This window comes from Bradyrhizobium sp. 172 (genome assembly GCF_023101065.1).
In the GTDB taxonomy this organism is placed as follows: Bacteria; Pseudomonadota; Alphaproteobacteria; order Rhizobiales; family Xanthobacteraceae; genus Bradyrhizobium; species Bradyrhizobium canariense_D.
In genome coordinates, this window is the sequence record NZ_CP064701.1 from 2,293,197 (window position 1) to 2,314,515 (window position 21,319).

Annotated in this window: 12 protein-coding genes and 3 pseudogenes; 7 read left to right on the forward strand and 8 right to left on the reverse strand. The window is 61.7% G+C overall.

What is annotated here, in order from left to right; genetic code table 11:
* Positions 1 to 54: 54 nt before the first annotated feature.
* Positions 55 to 2,163 (forward strand): methyl-accepting chemotaxis protein, encoded by a 2,109-nt coding sequence (locus IVB07_RS10815; protein ID WP_018460439.1) that lies wholly within the window; start codon positions 55 to 57, stop codon positions 2,161 to 2,163.
* A gap of 1,655 nt (positions 2,164 to 3,818) precedes the next feature.
* Here the strand turns inward: IVB07_RS10815 and IVB07_RS10825 are convergent.
* Both IVB07_RS10825 and IVB07_RS10830 read right to left on the reverse strand, forming a co-directional pair.
* The gene (locus IVB07_RS10825) at positions 3,819 to 6,218 is read right to left on the reverse strand and encodes an EAL domain-containing protein (protein WP_026234031.1); all 2,400 of its coding nucleotides are present in this window, start codon (positions 6,216 to 6,218) and stop codon (positions 3,819 to 3,821) included.
* A gap of 846 nt (positions 6,219 to 7,064) precedes the next feature.
* A pseudogene (locus IVB07_RS10830) lies at positions 7,065 to 7,823 on the reverse strand (IS110 family transposase); the annotation flags it as partial.
* Between the two features lie 253 nt (positions 7,824 to 8,076).
* Between IVB07_RS10830 and IVB07_RS10835 the strand changes: the two are divergent.
* On the forward strand, positions 8,077 to 8,733 hold the full coding sequence (locus tag IVB07_RS10835; protein ID WP_240543263.1) for a Crp/Fnr family transcriptional regulator: 657 nt from the start codon (positions 8,077 to 8,079) through the stop codon (positions 8,731 to 8,733).
* A 1,575-nt stretch (positions 8,734 to 10,308) separates the two neighbouring features.
* Here the strand turns inward: IVB07_RS10835 and ligD are convergent.
* The 5 genes and pseudogenes from ligD to IVB07_RS10860 all read right to left on the reverse strand — a co-directional run.
* Entirely contained in the window at positions 10,309 to 12,126 is a 1,818-nt protein-coding gene (ligD, locus tag IVB07_RS10840; RefSeq protein ID WP_018460435.1) for a DNA ligase D, read from the reverse strand.
* 232 nt (positions 12,127 to 12,358) lie between these two features.
* Positions 12,359 to 12,985: an NYN domain-containing protein gene (locus IVB07_RS10845; protein WP_018460434.1), complete on the reverse strand. Its 627-nt coding sequence runs from the start codon at positions 12,983 to 12,985 to the stop codon at positions 12,359 to 12,361.
* A gap of 514 nt (positions 12,986 to 13,499) precedes the next feature.
* Entirely contained in the window at positions 13,500 to 13,877 is a 378-nt protein-coding gene (locus IVB07_RS10850) for an ATP-binding protein (RefSeq protein WP_051113081.1), read from the reverse strand.
* The gene (locus tag IVB07_RS10855; RefSeq protein ID WP_051113080.1) at positions 13,874 to 14,461 is read right to left on the reverse strand and encodes a histidine kinase dimerization/phosphoacceptor domain -containing protein; all 588 of its coding nucleotides are present in this window, start codon (positions 14,459 to 14,461) and stop codon (positions 13,874 to 13,876) included. Before IVB07_RS10855 ends, IVB07_RS10850 begins: the two co-directional genes overlap by 4 nt.
* Before the next feature lie 91 nt (positions 14,462 to 14,552).
* Positions 14,553 to 15,242: pseudogene (locus tag IVB07_RS10860) on the reverse strand (Hsp70 family protein); the annotation flags it as partial.
* A 73-nt stretch (positions 15,243 to 15,315) separates the two neighbouring features.
* Here IVB07_RS10860 and IVB07_RS10865 point away from each other — a divergent pair.
* Positions 15,316 to 15,456: pseudogene (locus IVB07_RS10865) on the forward strand (protein-L-isoaspartate O-methyltransferase); the annotation flags it as partial.
* Positions 15,457 to 17,190: 1,734 nt separating this feature from the next.
* On the opposite strand, the gene IVB07_RS10870 reads toward IVB07_RS10865, so the two are convergent.
* Positions 17,191 to 18,171, reverse strand: coding sequence for a LysR family transcriptional regulator (locus IVB07_RS10870; RefSeq protein WP_018460432.1), 981 nt, complete (start codon positions 18,169 to 18,171; stop codon positions 17,191 to 17,193).
* Between the two features lie 102 nt (positions 18,172 to 18,273).
* Here IVB07_RS10870 and IVB07_RS10875 point away from each other — a divergent pair, with 102 nt between their 5' ends.
* From IVB07_RS10875 to IVB07_RS10890, 4 genes are read left to right on the forward strand one after another with little or no spacing between them, the layout of a single operon-like run.
* Positions 18,274 to 19,218, forward strand: coding sequence for a ketopantoate reductase family protein (locus IVB07_RS10875; protein ID WP_026234030.1), 945 nt, complete (start codon positions 18,274 to 18,276; stop codon positions 19,216 to 19,218).
* Between the two features lie 4 nt (positions 19,219 to 19,222).
* Positions 19,223 to 19,609, forward strand: a complete 387-nt coding sequence (locus IVB07_RS10880; RefSeq protein ID WP_026234029.1) for a VOC family protein — start codon at positions 19,223 to 19,225, stop codon at positions 19,607 to 19,609.
* Positions 19,610 to 19,622: 13 nt separating this feature from the next.
* On the forward strand, positions 19,623 to 20,093 hold the full coding sequence (locus IVB07_RS10885) for a MaoC/PaaZ C-terminal domain-containing protein (RefSeq protein WP_018460428.1): 471 nt from the start codon (positions 19,623 to 19,625) through the stop codon (positions 20,091 to 20,093).
* Entirely contained in the window at positions 20,090 to 21,316 is a 1,227-nt protein-coding gene (locus IVB07_RS10890) for a CoA transferase (protein ID WP_018460427.1), read from the forward strand. The genes IVB07_RS10885 and IVB07_RS10890 overlap by 4 nt, the downstream gene beginning before the upstream one ends.
* The last annotated feature ends 3 nt before the right edge of the window (positions 21,317 to 21,319 follow it).

A 21,319-nucleotide genomic window follows, 5' to 3' on the forward strand; every position in this document is an offset into this window, starting at 1 on the left:
CAAATCCATTCTTGCCAATCTTTTTAAGGGTCCAATGACCCGCGGAGTGTTGCCATGCCCTTCAAACTCAAACTTCGGATTCGTGGCCGGCTGATTTCGGGATTTCTTTCCGTATGCGCGATCATCGCGCTTTCAGTCGGATACACCGTGTTTGCGGTCGGCGGGATTTCCACGACCGTCGATCGCATGGTGAACCTGCGGACACCCGTCGCGCTCGCGAGCACAGAGCTGGTCGGCAATCTCTATTCCACACTGGCGACATTGCGTGGCTATCTCTTGACCGGAAATCCGCAAGGCAAGCTAGATCGGGCCGCGATGTGGAAGGAAATGGATGCCACAGTTGCCGGCTTCGATGAGAAGGCGGTACATTTTACCAACCCGGAGAACAGCCGAAAATGGGCCGAGGCCAAGGCGCTGCTCGCAGAGTTCCGAGCTGCCCAAGACAAAGCCGAAGCCGTCGCGTTCACTTCCGATGCATATCCAGCGACAAAGCTACTTGTGACCGAAGCCGGTCCGCGCACCGAAACAATGTTTTCCGAGATCACCAAGATGATCAACGAGGAGGAGGGCCAGGAGGCGACGGCGGAGCGTAAGAGATTGCTGAAAGCAATGGCGGACACGCGCGGCAATTTTGCCGCTGCCACCGCTCAACTTCGCATGTACCTCCTGTCGGGCGAAAAGAACGACAAGGAGAAATTCTTCAAGCCGTGGGAGCTCTCTGAAAAAGGCTATACCGCCGTGAGTGCGAAGAAGGACCTGCTTACGCCGTCTCAGCTGCTCTCTTTCGAGAAGATCACGAAGGCGCGGGGCGAATTTGTTCTCCTTTACGAGAAGATGTTCGCGTTCCGGGAGTCAGCGGACTGGAATGCACCCGTGCATATTCTCATAACGGAAGCGGCGCCGCGCGCGGTGAAGATTCTCGATCTGCTCGACGGGCCGAAGGGCGCCGACGGCACCCGCTCTGGAGGCATCAAGACGAACCAGAACAGCATGCTTGCCGAGGAAAGCCATCAGGTGCAGACGAGCATATCCTTCCTGAGGCTGGTCCTGTGGGGCTTGCTTGCGGCAGGACTGGGCCTCGGGGCCGCCATTGCGCTGCTGACCGCTCGCGCGATCGCCCTCCCGATCCAGGGGATGACCGCCGCCATGGGCAGGCTCGCGAGCGGCGATACGTCGACCTCGATCCCAGGTGTCGGCCGCGCTGACGAGGTCGGCGAGATGGCCGAGGCGGTTCAGGTCTTCAAAGACAATATGTTCGAAACCGACCGGCTGCGGGCCGAACAGGCGCAATCAGAGGCCCGTGCGGCCGCCCAGCGCAAGACGGACATGCACCAGCTCGCTGGACGCTTTGAGGATGCGGTCGGAGAAATCATCCAGACGCTCTCATCATCCTCGACCGAGCTCGAAGCGGCGGCCAAGACCCTGAGCAGGACAGCCGAGAGCACCCAGCAGCGCTCTAGCATGGTCGTTGCGGCTTCCGAGGAAGCCTCGAGCAACGTTCAATCGGTTGCCTGCGCCACCGAAGAGATGAGCTCATCAGTCGTCGAAATCAGCCGCCAAGTGCAGGACGCAGCCAGGATTGCCGGCGCAGCGGTGGATCAGGCACAGAAAACCAACGATCGCGTCAACAAGCTGTCACAGGCGGCAACTCGTATCGGCGACGTGGTCGAACTGATCAATACGATCGCGGGGCAGACCAACCTTTTGGCGCTGAACGCAACGATCGAAGCGGCGCGGGCCGGCGAGGCCGGACGCGGCTTCGCTGTCGTTGCCTCCGAAGTCAAGGCGCTCGCCGAACAGACTGCCAAGGCGACTGGGGAGATCAGCCACCAGATCGCCGATATACAGGCCGCCACCCAGGATTCCGTCGTCGCGATCAAGGAAATCAGCGGCACGATCGGTCGGATCTCAGAAATCTCTTCCGCCATTGCAGCCGCGGTGGAAGAACAGGGAATGGCTACGCAGGAGATATCGCGCAACGTCCAACAGGCCGCGCAAGGTACCCACGAGGTCGCCTCCAACATCACGGAGGTGCAGCAAGGGGCCACGGAAACCGGCTCTGCCTCTAGTCAGGTGCTTGCCTCGGCGCAAACGCTGTCGAACGACAGCGCGCGGCTAAAGACAGAGGTCGAGAAGTTCCTGATCACTGTGCGCGCAGCTTGAGGTGCTTCCATGACAAGTACCTCAACATCAGCGAGTCACGCTGGAAGTGTCCCAGCGAGGATCCGTGATGGAGCGTCCGAGCCGGTGGCTGCCAACATCATCCCGCTGCCATTTAGTCGAGAGCGATACCTGATCGTCCAGACCAGAACGGACTAAGTTGCTGCGACGGAAGGTCAATGTCGTTATCGAATGTCTTAGAGTTCTCAATGGCCTGCTTGAAGATGTGGATAACGGATCGATACGTGAGGAATTTCAGTCTCGGGTAGCGCGGCTGAACGAGCTGCTCGTGCTTCGGCTTGATCAGCTATCCGCCGCGGATCGCTTGCTGCAGGAGATGCTCCCTTATGCCTGACACGGGACGGATTGTACTGCAGCGCGTACGTTCGTCCTTCAATACTTCGAAGCAGGTGTCGGTGACCACGCAGCCACATCTTGTCCCGTCGCGCGGAATCGGCCGCACGACCGCTCTGACCCGTTACAGCAATAGCGGCGACGCGAGCGATCGATTAGCTAATGCGACGGTAGGTCCCGCGGTCGCGATATCTCCCTTCACCAATGCAAGCGGTGTGACCGATGTGCAACGAGCGCGTAGCTTCACCACAGCTATGTCGGCAACCGAACAATCCGGCTCACGAGTACGCGGTAGCATCCGCGCGACCAATTACTGAGGGCCTGCGGATGAACTTTTCAAGCTCGGAAGATCAGACGTTATTGTCTCTTTGGGAAAGTGTGCGGCGGCAAGTGTTGGCTGATCGCGCGAATGGCGGCCGCTCCCGCATTGTTGGTGACAATCTTCGCAACTATGCTGAGTTGCTCCGTTCGGAAATAGATCGGCGTGAGCTCAAGTACACCTCGATCAATTCAACTGAATGAAGAGGATGCTGCCGGGGGCACTCTAAAATGAGAGACATCCGTGAGCAGTTGGACAGACTCCGCAACGATGCCGCCGACTGCAAATCGATCAGCGATCTAGCCACTGATCTGCGAAAACGAGAATTGTTCGCGAGGCTTGCCGATCATCTGAGCGCGTTGGCTTCAGAGGTCGAACGCGCTACGGCTGTGACAGTCTCTGGCACCCCACCAGAGCTATCACCGCAACATCGGCAATGTTGGGATGCTGCAGCAGGCAGGTTTCGACCTCGGCCGGGTAAATATTCTCTCCGCCGCGGGATGTCCTCGAGGCGGCCCGTGACACGCAAGTAGCCGCGCTTATCCAGCGTCCCGAGGTCGCCCGTGCGCAGCCATCCGTCAGCCGTGATGGCCGGACGCGCATTCTCCGGCGCGTCGAGATAGCCGATTGTGGGTCTGATATCCACGGACTTGAATTACGCCCTAAGTGCCGGTCGGCAAAATACGAAGATCCATCGGAACCGCAACGCGCACTTCCGACGTTCCAGAGCGCTTTCCCGCGGTCCGGACGAACTCAGTCTCCGGATGTCGACGCTCGTCTGGGCGACAATCGGGCTGAGCTCGGTCTGACCGAAGACAGTAAGGACCGGAAGGTCGAGCGCTACCCTCACGCGGCGATGGATCTCGGGAGAGACCAGTGCACCTCAGACAACGCGACGTGCAGCGACGATCCCGACCGTCTCAGGCGTGCCCGCCGGACTTACCGCGCTGTGCCTCGGTGCCGCGATGGCATTCTGATAATTTCGTTAAGCCAACGCTCGGAGCCGCGGCCCTTCCAGCATCAGTGCCACGTCGCAGGCAGGCCGCGGCTTGCTGAACAGATAGCCCTGTGCCTGGGTGCAGCCCTCGCGCCGGAGCAACTCGAGCTGCGCGTCGTTCTCGACCCCTTCCGCGGTCGTGACGATGCCGAGGCTGCGGCCGAGGCCGGTCACGGCGCGGATGATCGCCATGGAATCGGCGCGGGTTGCCAGCTCGGAGACGAAAGAGCGGTCGATCTTGATCTTGTCGAAGGGGAAGCTGCGCAAATAGCTTAGCGACGAATAGCCGGTGCCGAAATCGTCGAGCGAGATACCCACGCCCATGGCGCGCAGCTCATGCAACGTGGTCAGCGTCGCCTCACCGTTTTGCAGCAGCACGGATTCAGTGATCTCCAGCTCGAGACGACGGGCTTCCAGTCCCGCCTCCTCCAGCGCCGCGGTCACGGATGCGATCAGGTTCGGACTCTTGAACTGCACCGGCGACAAATTGACGGCGACGTCAATATCGTCGGGCCAGGTCGCCGCGTCGGCGCAGGCGCTGCGCAGCACGAACTCGCCGAGCTGGATGATGAGACCTGTCTCCTCCGCCAATGGAATGAAGTTGATCGGCGCGATCAGGCCACGCTGCGGATGTGACCAGCGCAGCAACGCCTCGAAGGCGACGACGCGGTTGGTGGCGACGTCGCGGATCGGCTGGTAGTGCACCTCGAATTCGTTCCGTTGCAGCGCCGCGCGCAGATCCATTTCCAGCAGCCGCCGCGCCTGCGCGCGCGCATCCATGCCGGTCTCGAAGAAGCGATAGGTGCCGCGACCGTCCGCCTTGGCGCGGTACAGCGCAAGGTCTGCATTCTTCAACAGCTCGTCCGGATGGCTGCCGTCCTGCGGCGACAGCGAGATGCCGATCGAGACGCCGATCACGATCTGATGGTGGTCGATCTCGTAAGGCGCCGAGATCGCCTCGACGAGACGGCCGGCCAGGAACCTTGCAGCGGTTTCCTCGGAGCGCCCGATCAGGACCACGGCGAACTCGTCGCCGCCAAGCCGGGCCACGGTGTCGCTCTCGCCGACGGTCGCCTCCAATCTGCGCCCGACCTCCTTCAGCAAGGCATCACCGATGGGATGGCCGAGCGAGTCATTGATGTCCTTGAAGTGGTCAAGATCGAGGCAGAGAACGGCGAGTTGGTCGCCTGAATTGGTCCGGCGCAGCCCATGCTCGAGCTGCTCGTGGAATAGGATGCGGTTGGGCAGGCCGGTCAGCGCGTCGTGGCGGGCCATATGGGAGATCCTCGCCTGCGCCTCCAGCCACTCGGTGATGTCCTCGAAGGTCGCGACCCAGCCGCCACCCTGCATCGGCTGGTTGACGACCCGGATGGAGCGGCCGAACCTGGTCACGATGTCGGTCGTGGTGCGGCTCTCGCGCGCGTCGGCGACGAGGCGGGCGAAGAATTCGCCAGCATCGCCTTGCCACTGGCCCTTGGCCTGCTCCTCCCGCAGCACGTCGACCAGCAGCCGGCCGGTGAGCAGGATGTCGGTGCGGCCGAGCATCGCGGCATAACGCTCGTTGAACAGGATGATCTTGCCGTCCGCGTCGAACATGCAGAGCCCCTGCGACATGTTCTCGAGCGCCGTGTCCAGCACCCTCTGCTGGCGGCCCAATTCCCCCTTGGCCCGCCGATCGAGCAGCGCGGCGACCAATGCGATCACGATGATCGCAGCCGCAGCACTCGCGGTCAGAACCGACAGCGACGTCGGCGGGATCGACAGGCCGCTGATCGGCAGCGTCGGATCCGGCGTCAGCTGCACCGCGCCCATCGCCGTAAAATGATGCGAGACGATGGCGACCGTCAGCAGCACCGCAGCACCGAGCGTGCCGGACAAGTTGTCTCGCCGTTCAGCGACATGGAGCGCGAATGCGCCGAAAACCACCCCGAGCAGGATCGAAGCGGCCACCGTGCCCGTCGCCCAGCTGACGCGCGCAGGGATCTCGAGCGCCATCATGCCGGTATAGTGCATCGCCGCCACACCGCCGCCGACGATCGCCCCGCCAAGAGCGACGAGGCCCGGTCGCATGGTCGAGACCGCAACGCTCAAGCCAACAAAGGTGATGGCGATGGCGAAGATTAGCGACAACAGCGTCACCGGAACATTATAGGCGCCGCTGGCGCCCGGTCCGTAGGCCAGCATCGCGATGAAATGCGTCGCCCAGATGCCGCAGCCGGCAACGACTGCATCGAGCGCCAGCCACACCAGGCGGCCCGATCCTTGCGTCGCGCGCGCCCGGTGAAACAGGCTGATCGCAGCCGTACTTGCGAGCAGGCAGAGCGCGCCCCCAAGCGCGACCAGTCGCCAATCGTGTTCATCGGTCAGACAGTAGAGCACTTGATACATCAGCATCCCCCAAGGCCTGCGATCACCAGAGCGGGGAAGTGGTGGATTTTAGGTAACGAAGGAGGACCGGCTTGCCGGATGGTGAACAGAGGCTTCCAGAATCAACCATTCGTTGTCAGTCGAACGACATTCGTCAAACTTCTTTCAACGGGCGATGGGCTTTGCCTGGACAATCAATCTTGACGCGCAAGCAGCAGCGCCGGTTTGCAGAGGGGACGGCGCATCATTGTTACGAGCAGGCTCTCGTCCATGGTGCCTCGCAAATAGAACGGCCACCGCGGAGCAACGCGAAGGCCGCTGCTGGGTTGCCTAGAGCTGACAAGGGCGTTTCCAACCTCCACCCGAGGGGTGAAACGAACTGGATATTTCGGGTTATATTCGTCGCGCTCCGCCGAAGGGCGACAACATTTGGGATGTTGCCGAGAGGGCGCGGACGAATGGCAGAGTGCCGAAGGTACGCCGCAGAGAGTAACGCCACCTCAGTTGCCGGGCTCCTGCGCGATGGCGGAGAGTGCCCCGGCTTCAGCTTGGCTCTGAGGCGGATGGCCGGAGCCGCCTCCGCCGGCTCGGCGGCGGGCCGGCACGGATTAGCTTTCTGCTGATTTTCCATGTTCCCGTAGTACGTGAGATATTGCATACTTTTCCCGATTTGAGACTGCTGCTTTTCCCTTGAGGCTTTTGCAATGTCGAACAGAATAATCGAAGATGATCTGGAGATGCTGCGCCTGATCAAGGCATTCCAGAAAATAACTGACCAGGACACCCGGCGAATGATCCTTCTCTACGTCGAGGAGCAGCTCGAAAAGCGCCAAGCGAAGGTACCGGAAAGCCCTTCGCGCTAACGCGCCAGGCGCCGAAGTCGCGGCCTTTCGAGAACACGTCTCCAGTGCCGATGGCAGCCACCATCGCGCTCGAGATGATCGGGCCAATGCCGGGCACCGTCATCAGTCGCTCGCAGCTTTTGTCTTGACGGGGCAATGCTTCGATCTCGCTGGAGAGGTCCTCGATACGCTCATCCAGCCGGCGCCAGTCGCCCGCCAGATCCTCAATGATGCGCAACATGCGAGGCGAGAGCACATCGGTGCGCGTCGCGAGGATACTCGGCAACTCGGACCGCAGGCAGCGCAGGCCTTGCCGCACGGCGATGCCCCGCTCCAGCAGGAACGCACGGATCTGATTGATGACGCCGGTGCGCTGACCGACTAATCGCTCGCGCACGCGGTGCAGCGCATGCAGGTCGAGCTGGTCGGCGGTCTTGGTTGCGGCGAACTTCATGGTCGGGCGTTGGACCGCCTCGGCGATGGCTTCCGCATCTCGGAAGTCGTTCTTCTGTCCCTTCGAATAGGGGCGCACGTATTTCGCCGGCATCAAGCGGGCGTCGTGGCCAAGCGTTTGCAGCTTGCGACTGAGGTGATGCGCGCCGACGCAGGCCTCCATGCCGATCAAGCACGGCGGCAGGTTGGCGAGCCGGGTTTCCACCTGGCCGCGCGACCACTTCTGCCGCAGCACGATGCCGCCGCGCTGATTCTGGCCAATGATGTGGAACGAGTTCTTGCCGATATCGATGCCGATGACGGCGGGCGAAGCGTCGAGTTTCTGAGACATGGCGTGCTCCTTGTCTTGGGCGCCCTTGCCAGCTTCTCGTACCGCCAGGGCCGCAGCACGGCCGGACCATTCCATTAGCGGAAGTTCGAGCCGAGGCACGCGGAAAACAAATGGTCAGTAAATTGGAACCTGCCTCCTGGGCGAGGGTTTGAGCCGCGTTGTTTCTGCGTGCTTGAGAGGAATACCGGCGATTTCGCTCCAGAATGGCCTTGGGAATAGGCTGCTGGCGGCAACGCCGCCAGCGGACCTTAACTTGCTCGCGCCCTACACCCAGAAAACGTCGTTCGACCTTGATACTGTACTGGTGCGAACGGGAGATGAGTTCAAGCTGGTCTATTTCCCCCTCAGCGGGGCCATAGCGTTCCTAGTTGAAATGTCGGACGGACGCATTGTCGCGTCAACTCTCATGGGCTCGGAAGGGGCGGTCGGCGCTCTCTCCGTCCTAAGTCCCTCACGCTCCCCAGTCACAGCAACTGCCTACGTCCTTGGAGCCGCGCTCCAGGTCCCTGTTTCGCAATTGCAGCTTGCTTATGAGCAAAGCGACACGATCAGGCGTGTTCTACGGCTCCATCTCCGCACACAATTGTTGCAGCTTAACAACGCGGCAGCTTGCAACGCGGTGCATCCGGTGGAGTGCCGCATGGCTCGATGGTTGCTTGAGATTCACGACCACACCGCAGAGAGCGGAATCCAGCTAACGCATGAGGCGCTCGCACAACTTCTCGGGGTCCGCCGAACGACCGTGACGCTAACGATGGGCAGACTTCAGGCCGCGGGCGGCGTCTTATCGGACCGACGCGGAATGCTAGACATCGACCGAAGGCGGCTCGAGAAGATCGCTTGCGAGTGCTACGCCGTGATGCGACACAGAATCAAGCGCATGTATGACAAGGAGCTGGTGGCCGCCTGATCCGCGAAAGTGAGCCGCCGCTCTTTGTTTGACTGGACCTTCGTGCTTGCCTGCGGCTCAGTAACGGCCGACGGTCGCGGTCTAGCGGTAAGTAGCTCACGTTCACCACGCCCCGACAAGCATTAGACCGATAATGGTCAAACACGAGACGCAAGCCACCGTTACAGTGTAGCATTCTGGGGTGTTCATAGTTGCCTCCCGAGCTGTTGCCTGTCACTGCTGCGCCGGGAGAGGCCGCCTGTCTCGGGGCCGCTGTTCGGCACGCCTGTGACCGGTTCGGTGCGGTGTGTTGGTCCTGTCGTCGCTGCTGTGATCCGCAGGATTGTAATCCCACATGTCTGGAGCTTCAGGGCGTTCAGCTGGGATCAGAAGCTGCTTTCGCATTTCAGCGAGGCAGGCGCGGCAATATTCACGATAGAGCAGGTCGAATATGGCGGGCATCGTCACCCCCACCGTTTGAGTGTCAGTGTCAGATCTTTCCACCGCGATCTTCGCGTGATTGTAGCCACTTCAGACGGCTCTTCGATGTGAGCCCGTTCGCAGACTGCACCAGTTCCAAGCTCAACAGCCGATTGGTTGACCTGATTGTCTGCCCGCAAAAACAAAGTCACGCTAACACAGACTATAGCAACTCATTGTTTCAGGAAAACTTCGTCAAACAACTCCAGGGCGCCGAACGCCAACGAAAATCCAACCACAGCGCGAATAACTTTACCACTGAGTGAGAGCAACATTCGTTGCAAGCCGACCGAGTATGAGGACAGCATTCTTCCACGCGTTGGCCGACGGCGGCTTCGTAGCCAGCGGCACGCGTGACGCCGCGCTCACCACCGCCTCGGCAGAAGTGAAGTGTATCAGCGGCTGGTCCGGCGTGGCGACGTCGTTTTCCGACGTGAGCCGGTGCTATGCCGGGCAGGGCGTCGTTCCTCGACTTCCGGTGTTGGCCCATCTGCGACCTCGGAGCCCACCCGCTCTTTGGCCGATGTTGGCGGCAAACCGGACATCAGGCGGCCGCCGCTTCATGAGTACGTGCCCTAGTACGGCGCCGGCGAAATAGTTTGAGCTTGTGCATGTGAAACTTGGGGCGTGCCGATTACGGCCGATTGCGGCACGTGCAATGGGACACCGGCCCCGGCTGTTTCTCCCAACCTGGCTGGGGCCTACGCGCCCTTCAGAAAACTGTCAGCACTGTTGGCTGTTTATTTCGAGCGACGCCGTAACGCAGTTCGCTATATGGTTTCGTTCCCGTTTTTTACATCACCGACTGCCGGGCGATCATAAGAAAGCTGCTCCGCAAGTTTATGCTTTGGACTTTGCCGTCGTCGCCGGGTGTTCCGGGATTTTTGTATGAAATACATATTCATCGCGGTCGGCTGCTGGCTGCTGCTGAACCTGCTCTACATTCTCATAGTCACTCCGCCACGTAGGTCGCTCTGGCCTAGACAGCTCGCTCGCACCATTGCTGCGGTCAAGCGACTCATGCAACGCGGACGGCAGCCACCTACCTGAAGGGAGTGAACTTGGGAGTTTTGTGGCGCCATTCCACCCATAGATCGAATGCATCCGACATACGGCTCACCTCCTTGGCTTGACGCGAAATGGACTGTCGATGGAGAAGGCGTCCGGCGCGATCCCGCTCTCGATGCGCTTCCAGGTCACGGGCGCTGCGATCGGAAATCCCTCGCGCGCTCGCGGGGAATAGGTGCCGATCGCCGTCGTCCCGCGGCCATTGCGCAGATAATCGAGGAAGATGCGGCCGCGACGTTTTGATTGCGCAGACAGAAGGTAGCGGTCTGGATGACGCGCTGCGAGCGCGGAGACGAGCTGATGCGCGATCCGATGCGCCTTGTCGTGCAGCATCGGCTGAGCCAGTGGCGCCATCAGATGAATTCCTTTGCCGCCCGTGAGCTTGGGCCAGGTCTCGAAACCCTCGCACTTCATCAGCGTGCGCAGATCGAGCGCGGTCTCCACGACGGCCTCCCAGCCGACGCCCTCGCCGGGATCGAGATCGATCACGATACGGTCGGCATGTTCGAAGTCCTCGACGGTCGCATTCCACGGGTGCAGCTCGACAGCGCCGATCTCGACGAGACCAAAGAGGCCATCGAGGCTGTCGACCCACAGGCGCGTTCCCTGGCCGCCCTCCCGCTTCTGAATACGAAGCTGGTGCACGGCCGCCGGAATGTCCTTCGGCAGCGGCCCCTTGTGGTAGAAGGTGGTGCCTTGCACGTGGCGCACCAGCTTGAGCGGGCGATGGCCGAGGTGCGGGAGGGCCTTCTTCCACACCCTGCGCCAGTAGTCGGCGAGTTCTTCTTTGGACGGTGCAACGGCTTCGGGCAGAAGCTGCAGGATGTTCTCTCTGGGGACGCCGAGCTTCGGGCGGCCGGCCGCGCAGGGCACGAGGCGCGGCGCCTTGACCTTGCGCACCGCAAGATCATCGCGAAAGCCTTTGAACACGGCCTCGCGAAGCAGGCCATCATCGGTAAGCGCGCCATACCGGACCTCGATTTCGAGGATCGGATCGACCCAGGTCGCCTTCGGCTTTTTGACTGGCACGTCCAGGGGAGACGTCTTGCGGATCAACGGATCGAGCCGCTCGCGCAATTCGCGCGCGGTCGTCTCGGTGTAGCCGGTCCGCACCTTGCCGGCATAGAGCAGCTTGCCGTTCTCGCGCCGGCCGACGTAAAGCGAGGCCACTTTCCGGGGGCGCGCCCCTAACTTCTCCACGAACGCGACGATCGGAAAGGCGTCGCTCTTCTTGCACTTGAGCTTGATCCAGCTCTCCTGTCGGCCCGAGCGATAGGGCTCGCCGAGCCGCTTGCCGATCAGGCCTTCCAGCCCCAGCTGGCACCCTTTTTCGAAGATTACGTTGCCGTCGCCCGCAAGCGCCTCGACGTACATGAACGTCTCGGGCGCGTCCTTCAGAAGCCGCTGCAGCAACCGCTTGCGCTCTTCGTACACGACGCCACGCAGGTCATAGCCGTCGAGGTACAAGAGATCGAAGGCGTGATAGCGCACGCGCTCGCTTTGCTTCGGGCCGAGCTCTCGCCTGAGCTGCTGGAAATCCGGCAGGCCGCCACTGCCGTACACCACGGCCTCGCCGTCGATGACCAAGCTGTTTGCTTTGAGTTTGGCCGCGCCCACCGCGATCGAGGAGAACTGTTCCGTCCAGTCCAGGCCGGTCTTCGAATAGACCTTGGCGTCCTCATCTCCCCGGTGCAGTTGAGCGCGGTAGCCGTCGGCCTTGATCTCGTAGACCCAGTCCTTGCCGCGCGGCGGATTCTCGCGCAGCGTGGGATCACACGGCTCGATGTAACCAGGAATCGCAACTTTGGTGGCGCCATGGACACGCGATACTCCCCAACGAGACTGACGCAACGCCACGGCACACATGGCGATTCAACGCCGTCGCGCTGATTCGTTCCGTTCCGCGGAGGCCGCTTGACGGCCTCGCCAGCGCGGCAGGTCGAGGAGGCCAAATCCGACGAAACCGGGTGGTCGCGCTACGTCTGCACCAGGATATTCCACTTGCGCGTCGGTCTCCCGACAGGAGCACCGGGCCTTCGGCGGAGCTCATGATCGTACCGGCAGGCCGAACCCGCGCCCCGAGCAGGTGCGCTCGATGTTACGGGATGAGTTCGTCGGGCTCTGGACGCGGCGCCGCCGTGTCGGCGCGCAGCGGCGGGCCACGAACATCGCCGCGCTCGCGGGGTGGTGGGCGCGTGGACAGGTCCCGGCCGATCGCGGCTCGCAGCTCCATCAGGTCGGTGAACACGTCCGCCTGCCGCCGGAGTTCGTCCGCGATCATCGGCGGCTGGGTCGCCATGGTCGACACCACGCTCACCCGTACGCCTCGGCGCTGCACCGCCTCCACCAGCGAACGGAAAGTGCCGTCGCCCGAAAACAGAACCATTTCGTCGACGTCGCCGGCCATCTCCATGGCATGCACCGCGAGTTCGACGTCCATATTGCCTTTGACCTTGCGCCGTCCGAACGAGTCGACGAACTCCTTTGTCGGTTTGGTCACGACGGTGTAGCCGTTGTAGTCAAGCCAATCGAGCAACGGCCGGATCGAGGAGAATTCCTGATCCTCGATGACAGCCGAGTAGTAGAAGGCGCGGAGCAGGATACCTCGGCTCTGGAATTCCTGCAGAAGGCGCTTGTAGTCGATGTCGAAGCCAAGGCTTCGGGAGGTGGCATGAAGATTGGCGCCATCGATGAACAGGGCAATCTTGCTGGGCGAGGACGACATGTTGGCAGGCCCGAATGATCCCGGCGGAAGCACCGCTCCCGCTTGGCGGATGGTTTGCTCAAAGATGGAGTTTGGGCACGGGGCGGCCTTGGCCCGCCGCTCACTCGCATTCTGCGTTGCGGCAAGAACGTGAGCTCCGACGGAGCAAGGCTATATCCAAGAATTCGAGCTTTCAAATCCTTTTTCATGAACAGTTGAACCAGGAGCCTGCTGCAAAGACAATGCAGTAGGGGACGCCGTGAATGCCGCACGAATTGCCGCTCTTCGAAATCCACCTCAGGCGGCGCCGCCGGGCATGCAGATGGTGTCTCTGCACGACTGATGGGCAAACCATCATGCAAGGCTCGGAAGCCAACCGGCCGGCTGCCCGGTACCAGGCCAATCGGGCGCTCTTTCTGATGCTGCTCGCTTCCGGGAGTCGCTCGGCAGGCCGCGAAGACCCGTCGCGGAGTCGCTCGCGCCGAAGCGCCTGATCACCCGGGAAATTGCCCGCAAGCGGGCCGACAGCTCGTTATCACGCAATCGCCCGTCGAGCGACGTTCATCGTCACTTGAACGCCCTTGTTCGGCGCGGACTCGACCTTGAAGTCCGGTTTCGCGTTTTCCCTCAAGGTCTGCACGATCAGCGCGCCGATCTTTCCCGGGATCGGCCATGTAATGCCCTCAGGCAACCCGACTCCGTCGTCCGCGATGACCACGCGATACCGGTCTTCGCTCTGGCGCAGACATTCGATCGTGATCACGCCGTGGCCGCGGCCTTCGAAGGCATATTTGAAGGAGTTGGTCAGCACCTCGTTCACAACGAGCCCCACCGACCGCGCGGTGTTGACCGAAACCGGGGCATACTCCGTCTTCTGCTCGAGCCGAATTCCCTGGACGGCGCAGGTGTTCATGACCGCGGCGGCGATCTGGCTGAGGTAATGGCCCAGATCGACCTCGTCGCCGGCGGCCTCGTTCGACAGGCCTGATAGGGCAGATGCAGGGATTCGATGCGGCCGGCCAGCGTGTGCAAGTCGACCCTCTCGCCCCGTCTTTCGTTGCGTGCTTCGAGCCGTATGAGGGCGACGATCAACTGAAGATTGTTCTTCACGCGGTGCTGCAGCTCGCGCAGCAGGATGTCCTTGTCGCGGATCCGGCGCGCATACTCCTCACGCTCGGCACGCGCCCTGTCGGTGATGTCGATCAGCGCCGCGATGCGATAGTTCTCGGTCCCGTCCTCGTTTTGAATGAGACCGGAGAAGGCCTCGACCAGGAGCGGTCTAGGCCGCTCCGCCCGGAAGGTGCCGAGAAACTCTCCTCCGTCCTTCAGCACGGCCAGATCCAGCGAGACGTTCGGATCGCTTTCGTCCGTGAACCCGGCCAGGATCGACCAGCCCTTGCCGGCGCAGTCTTTCGCGTCCTGGCCGAAGAGCGTTTCGAATTCCTTGTTCGCGTAGCAGATGCGCTGGTCGCCGCGGAAGAATTTCGAGACTGGCATCCTGCTCGATGGACGGCGCATTGGTATGATGCGCTCATCGTCAACATGGCCCTACCACCCTGCTGGACGTCTTCGAGGGCCACAGCATCTCGGGTGGAATTCCTACGAGGTCGAATTGCCCCAACAGCTTGTTGTCGGCCGCCAGCTCGCGTTCGCCCTGGAACACACGTACCGTGACGGCATTCTGATTGTCCTCTGCCGTCGAGAACACCTGGCTGCGTTTTGCGGGAATTGTGGTGTTGCGGTTGATCAGCTTCGTCATCACGCCGCCGAGCGTCTCGATACCCAGGGACAGGGGAGTGACGTCGAGCAGCAGCACGTCCTTCACGTCACCCTGCAGCACGCCGGCTTGAATGGCGGCCCCGATGGCCACGACCTCGTCGGGGTTGACGCCCTTATGCGGCTCGCGCCCGAACAAGGCCTGGACGGTCTCCTGCACCTTGGGCATGCGGGTCTGGCCGCCAACCAGCACGACTTCATCGATCTGACCAGGCTCCAGACCGGCGTCCTTCAGGGCAGCCCGGCATGGTGGAATGGTTTTCTGGATGAGGTCGTCGACGATCGCCTCCAGCTTGGCTCGCGTCAGCCTGATGTTGAGGTGCTTGGGTCCGTGCTGGTCCGCGGTGATGAACGGGAGATTGACATCTGTCTCTGTGCTACTCGACAGCTCGATTTTGGCCTTCTCCGCAGCGTCCTTGAGACGCTGTAACGCCAGGCGGTCGTTCCGCAGCTCGATGCCACTTTCTTTCCTGAATTCATCTGCGAGGTAATCGATAATGCGCTTGACGCCCCTGTGCTGGAACTCCTCGATCTCTTGCTCGCGGCACGAGCGGCATCGGCCTCGCCGGCGCGATGAGGACGGCGCGCCGCCGATCGCGCACGCCCAGACTGTCTCCCAGCCCTACATTGTCGCGCTGATGACCGAAGCGGCCGCACTGAAGTCCACGGACAAGGTGCTCGAAATTGGAACCGGTTCAGGCGCGCGGAGCTCAGTGAACTGCGCGGATCGGACGGCGGACGGGCTTCCGCATCACGCAGCCCGTGCACTTTCTCCGGGTCTTGCAGAGCATACGGTCGGAAGCTTGGACAAGGGAGCCGTGCCGCCGTCGAGATCGATCAGCGCATCAATGGCCTCATTGAGCTCCGAGGCCGCATCCGACTGCATGCCTTGCTTCGCGGACGCTACGAGGCGGTATGCGTCTAACGCCCACCGGCGGAGCAGATCTCGCTTCTGCTCCTCGCATAATGTCGGGTCGCGCAGAACCTCGCTCGGTCGCGTATAGCGATCGCAAGTTCGACCTGCACGCTCTCCTCGGCCGCTAGGCCTTTTGCGGCCGCAGGTTGAGGTGGCTTTCTGGCGACGGCACTCGCCGAAGCGCGTAGCGCGTCTTGCCGGTCGCCACACCCACTGCCGGATTGTCTGACATTTGGGATCTTGTTCGGCATAGAATCCTCCCGATACAGCGGGAGCAGGGGTCAAATGGTATCAGTCCCAATACACCTCCAATGGCGTTGCGCCGCTGGGTGTCTGAGCCAAACGCCGGCGAAGGGCGACAAGCAACTAGTGAGCAGCCAAGGAATTTCAAGAAGGACACCAAGCCTCATTACTCCACAAGATTTCCGAAGCCTGAGGAGTTTGCCTGCAGAAACTTCTCGGGAGCGGGTTGGCTATGCCGTCAGCCGCCGTGCCTTTTGGATGAGCAACTGCCGCAGGCGTTGAGGGGTCAGGCATCCCCACAGGTCCGTCGTCCCCAACATGATTGGGCTGCCATCCAGGACCTCTGAGGGCGCGTCCGCAGCGAGCGGCCCCTTCAGCCGCCGTGCGGCGGAGCCGTCTGCGAGTTGGCCCCGAATCCACCTAGGATCACGCGGGGGCGGGCGCCCCCTGCGCACCGGCAAATGATGGGTCCGCGATCCAGCCAAAGGTCACTCCTCATACTCTTGAATCGGTGTCGCCGTAGGCGGGTGCTCGCCGACGCCCCCGTTACTACCCCCAACTTGTATCGTTGTGTTGGGCAAGAGCGAAACGCCCGGGCGGCCGGCAGGCACGGCGAGGATCGCAGGATACGTGAGGTGTAACTTAGCGTGCGATAAATTCGCATCTAGAATTTGCGCGGGTTGTCGTTCTAGGTCCTCGTTTGTCTCAGCCACAACACACAGTTCGTACGCGCGGTGCCGATTACTGTTCTCGGCCACGAATTCGGATCGGAGTCCGAGTCCCTCCCGCCATGCCAGATTGAACAGCCGACGGCATTAGGGACGACAAGGTGGGTGCAACGGACCAAGACAATCGATTGGCGGCGCGTCTTGCGCATTGTCTCACGGACGTGTATTACAGCCTCAGCAAGGCAGCGTGAAAAGCACGATTTTTCATAGGGTTACGTAGGAGTCTTCGGAGGTTCGATCCCTCCCGCCCCAGCCAGATGTCAAGCTGTTGAGTTCATTCGGTAAGCAGTTTCACTTTGGGCGCGTTTGGAAACACAGATTTTAAGGCTCGGTCCAGAATCGAACTAAACGGCGTGGCCATGCTGGCTTATCTCCGAGGCTTCCATCCGAACATATACCGTGGAAGCTGGGCGGGCAGGTGTTTTGCCCTCATCGTAGAATAGGGTGCTACGGCGAACGAAGCGGACAACCGGTCCAGATGCGCATGTGCGGAATTGCAGCCGTGCCGCAGTCGGCCCGGCCGGTGGCCTCGGGCGCGGTCGTTGCCCCGCTACCGGGGACCATTACGACTGCAAATCGCGTGGCCTTCGTTTCCTTGGCCGACCGGAACGATATAGACCCCGCACTTCCTGCTGTTGAAAGAGCTCCGCGCAGACGCCACGCAGCCATTGGCTTGCCGGGTCATGATGGAAGCGGGCGTGCCAGTATTGCTTCACCGTAAATCCGGCGATTGCCAGCGGGCAGTCGAGCACGCGCAGTCCGTAATAGTGAGCCAGCGTTTCACCAATGTGCCTTGGAAGGGTGGCGATCAGGTCAGTCGTCCCGACGATTGCAGGCAACCCCAAAAAGCCGGGTAGCTCCAGCCCAACGTCTAGGACTAATTTCTGCTCCTGCAGCGCAGCGGCGAGCAACTGATGCCCGGTGCCGGAGCGAATGAGGACGTGTGCCTCACGCCTGAAATCCTTTGCCGTGATGCGGTCGCGGATCCGGGCATGTTTCGCGCTCGCCAGGCAGACCCAATCCTGCGGAAACAGTGCCTGTTGGAAGTGTCCCGCGTCGAGATCCGAGATGTAGCCGAGCGCCAGATCGGCCTTTCCGGACTGCAGCATTCTTGGGGTGTCGGGGCCGATCTGTGTCGCCTCGATACGAACGCCAGGCGCAACGCGACGGACCTGAGCGAGAATGGAGGGAAGCAGCGTGACGTGACTTCCATCCGTCATGCAAATGGCGAAACGGCGTTTCGCGGTTGTCGGATCGAAGTCGCTGCGAAGCTCGGCCAGGCGACGCAGCATCTCCAGCGCCTGCCTCGCCGTGCCGATCAGAGCCTCCGCGCGCGGCGTCGGCAGCATGCCGTCTGCTGACCGGACGAAGAGCGGATCGTCTAATTCCTTTCGCAGACGGGCCAGCCAGATCGAAATGGTCGGCTGACTTTGACCGAGCTTCTCGGCTGCCTTGGTGACGCTACCCGTTGCGAACAATGCGTCGAACAGCCTGAGCAGGCGCGGGTCCAGCAGGTTGGTCTCGATGGGATCCTGGTGCTTCATTGCGATTCACAATAATTGCTATAAAGATCATAATATATCTAAATATCGAGCGGCCGGCTACCGTGCTTCCAACGCCGAGAATGGCGCGGGAGAAGCGTTCGGATGAGGATCTGCTTTATCGGAGCGGGAGCCTTGGGCTCGACCATCGGCGGTACGCTGGCGCGCGGCGGGGCCGAGGTCTGGCTGATCGATCCGTTCCAGGCTCATGTCGACGCTATCAATGCCGGCGGCCTACGGGTGCTCGAAGTTGGCGCCGAGACCGTTGTGAAGGTCACTGCGTGCACTTCCGCGACCCAGGTTGGCGTAGAGGCAGACCTCGTCATTGTCCTCGTCAAATCCTACCACACGCGGGATGCCATCCGTGCCGCGGCGCCGATCATCGGGCCGCGGACGGTCGTGATGTCGCTTCAGAACGGTCTTGGTCACGAGGACATCCTGTCGGAGGAGGTTGGTCGTGACCGGGTCATGGCGGGCAAGACCTACGTCGGCGGTGTGCTGCTCGGCCCTGGTCATGTTCGTTCCGGGGTCCTCGGCAAGGAGACCATCATCGGCGAGCTTGACGGTCGCTTGACGGAACGTGCGCAGCTAATCTCCGGGACTTTTAATCGCGCCGGAATTCTCACGCGGCTCAGCGACAACATCTTGGGCACGATGTGGGACAAGTTGTTCATCAACGTCGCCGGAGGAGGAATTACCGCCGTTACCGGGCTGACTTATGGCGGCCTGTATTCGCTGCCAGTTCTGGAAGATTGCGCGCTGGCCGCAATCTCGGAGGGCATCGCGGTTGCGCAAGCTGCCGGCGTGAAGATCTCGATTACCGATCCGCGACGCGCCTGGACGATGGCGTCCGCCGGACTTCCGCCCGAGTTCAAGACGTCGATGCTGCAGAGCTTGCAGTCCGGCAATCTGACCGAGGTTGACTACATCCACGGCTCCGTCGTGCGTTGGGGCGCCAGGCTCAACGTGCCGACCCCCGTCAATTCCACCCTCGTCGCGCTGGTCAAAGGCATCGAATACGCCCGCAGCGACTATCCTGGAAGGTCTTGAGACAATGTCATTGCCCCGCGCTTATGTCGAACACGTCGCGATCCGTGTGCCGGACGTTGATCGTCACGTCGACTTCTTTCGTGAGGTGCTTGGTCTCGCCAATCGCGATGAGCAACCCGCCGATGGTACGCGCCCGCGTCAGGTTTGGGTGCTCGGAAGCGTGCAACTCATTGAAGATCCGAATTTCGTCGGACCAGAGGGGCGTCTCGCCCATCTCGGCATCATGGTCGACGATTACGAAGGTGTACTCACCCGTGCCGCCGCCTGGGGCGCCAAGGCGTTGCCCGCCGGGCCGAACTGGCTCGAGCTGCCGGGCGGGCTCAACGTCGAAATCTTGCAAGCCAGCGCAGGCGCCGTGGAAGCCGCCCTGGCGATCAATCCCCGTGCCTAGAGGAAGACGCGATATGACAGATGAGCGCTACTGGGACGATGCCAAGGTCGGCGATGAATGCGTTACGCCACCGGTGACGGTCACAGAAGGAATGGTAAATGCCTACGCCGAACTGACGGGCGATTTCACGCCGGTCCATGTCGACGAGGAGTACGCGAAGACAACGCCGTTCGGCACGCGCGTCGCGCACGGGCTGTTTGGTCTGTCGCTGGCCGACGGTTTGAAGACCCGTGCCTACTACCGCTTCCTCCCGGGAATGTCGCTGGGCTGGACGTGGGATTTCAAGCTGCCGATCAAGCTCGGGGACACCGTGCACGTGAAGTTCCGCGTGGGTTCAATGCGCGAGACAAAGCGGGACGGGTGGGGCATCGTGGTGCTGCCCTCGGAGCTGATTAATCAGCGCGGCGAAGTGGTGCAGCTCGGTGAGCATCGGCTGATGATTCCGATGCGCCCGAAGACCGGCGTCGCGGGAGAGCGCGCATGACCGCGCAAGATCTGCCGCTCAAAGGCGTCCGCGTCATCGACTACAGCCATTTCCTGGCCGGCCCGTTCATGGGCCGTTGCCTCGCCGCGATGGGCGCGGAGGTCATCAAGGTGGAGCGTCCAAAGGGCGGCGACGCAGGCCGGGCCCATGGATATTTCAAGGACGAACAATCCGGCTACTTCCTACAGCAGAATATGGGGAAGCAGGGACTTTGCATCGACCTGCGCGACAAGCGTGGTCTCGACATGATGATGAAGCTGGTCGACACAGCCGATGTCTTCATCGAGAATTACCGACCCGGCGCACTCGAACGTCTCGGGCTTGGTTACAAAGCGCTATCGGGGCGGAATCCGAAGCTGATCTATTGCTCGGTCTCCGCCTATGGTCACACCGGTCCCTATGCCGATCGTCCGGGCTTCGGCCTGATCGCAGAGGCGATGTCGGGGGCCCTGGCGCAATTGGGCAATCCCGGCGAAGCGCCGCCACTGCTGCGGATGCCGCTGGCCGATATGTACACTGGCATTCATGGCGTCGCTGCTATCAATGCGGCGCTGGTTGGCCGTGCGTCGTCCGGGCGCGGCCAACATATCGATCTGGCGCTGTACGATTGCATGGTCTCGATGCACGACTATGCGGTTCAGCGTTACTTCCTCTCGGGCGGCGCTGACCTGCCGAAGCAAACCGGCAGCGGACAGCCGGACTCGACCGTTTACGGGGTCTTTCCGGCCAAGGACGGCAATCTTGTCATCGCTGCGCAAGTCGATGATGCGTGGCGACGATTGGCGAGCCTGATTGGAGGAGACACGCTGGCATTGGACGAGCGTTTCGCCAAGCCCGCCGCGCGGAACGCCCATTATGCTGAAGCCATGGAGATTGTGCGCAACTGGACGCTATCACAGCCGTCTCGGGATGCGTGTCTTGCGGCACTCGAGGAAGCAGGTGTGCCGTCCGCTCCCGTGCAGACCATCGAAGAGGTCGCGAGGGATCCGCAGATCCATGCGCGCGGCATGCTGGTCGAGCAGGAGCATCCGGTGCTCGGCAAGGTAACGCTGCCGAACCTGCCGTTCCGGTTCTCCGATTGCGACACTACGGTGCGTACTCCGGCGCCACTGCTTGGGCAGGACAATCGCCGCATTGCCGCATCGCTGGGACTGTCGGCCGAAGCCGTCGACGCGATGGTGCGCGACGGCGTGCTTTACAACGAAGCTGCAGTGCGGGAGTGAGCG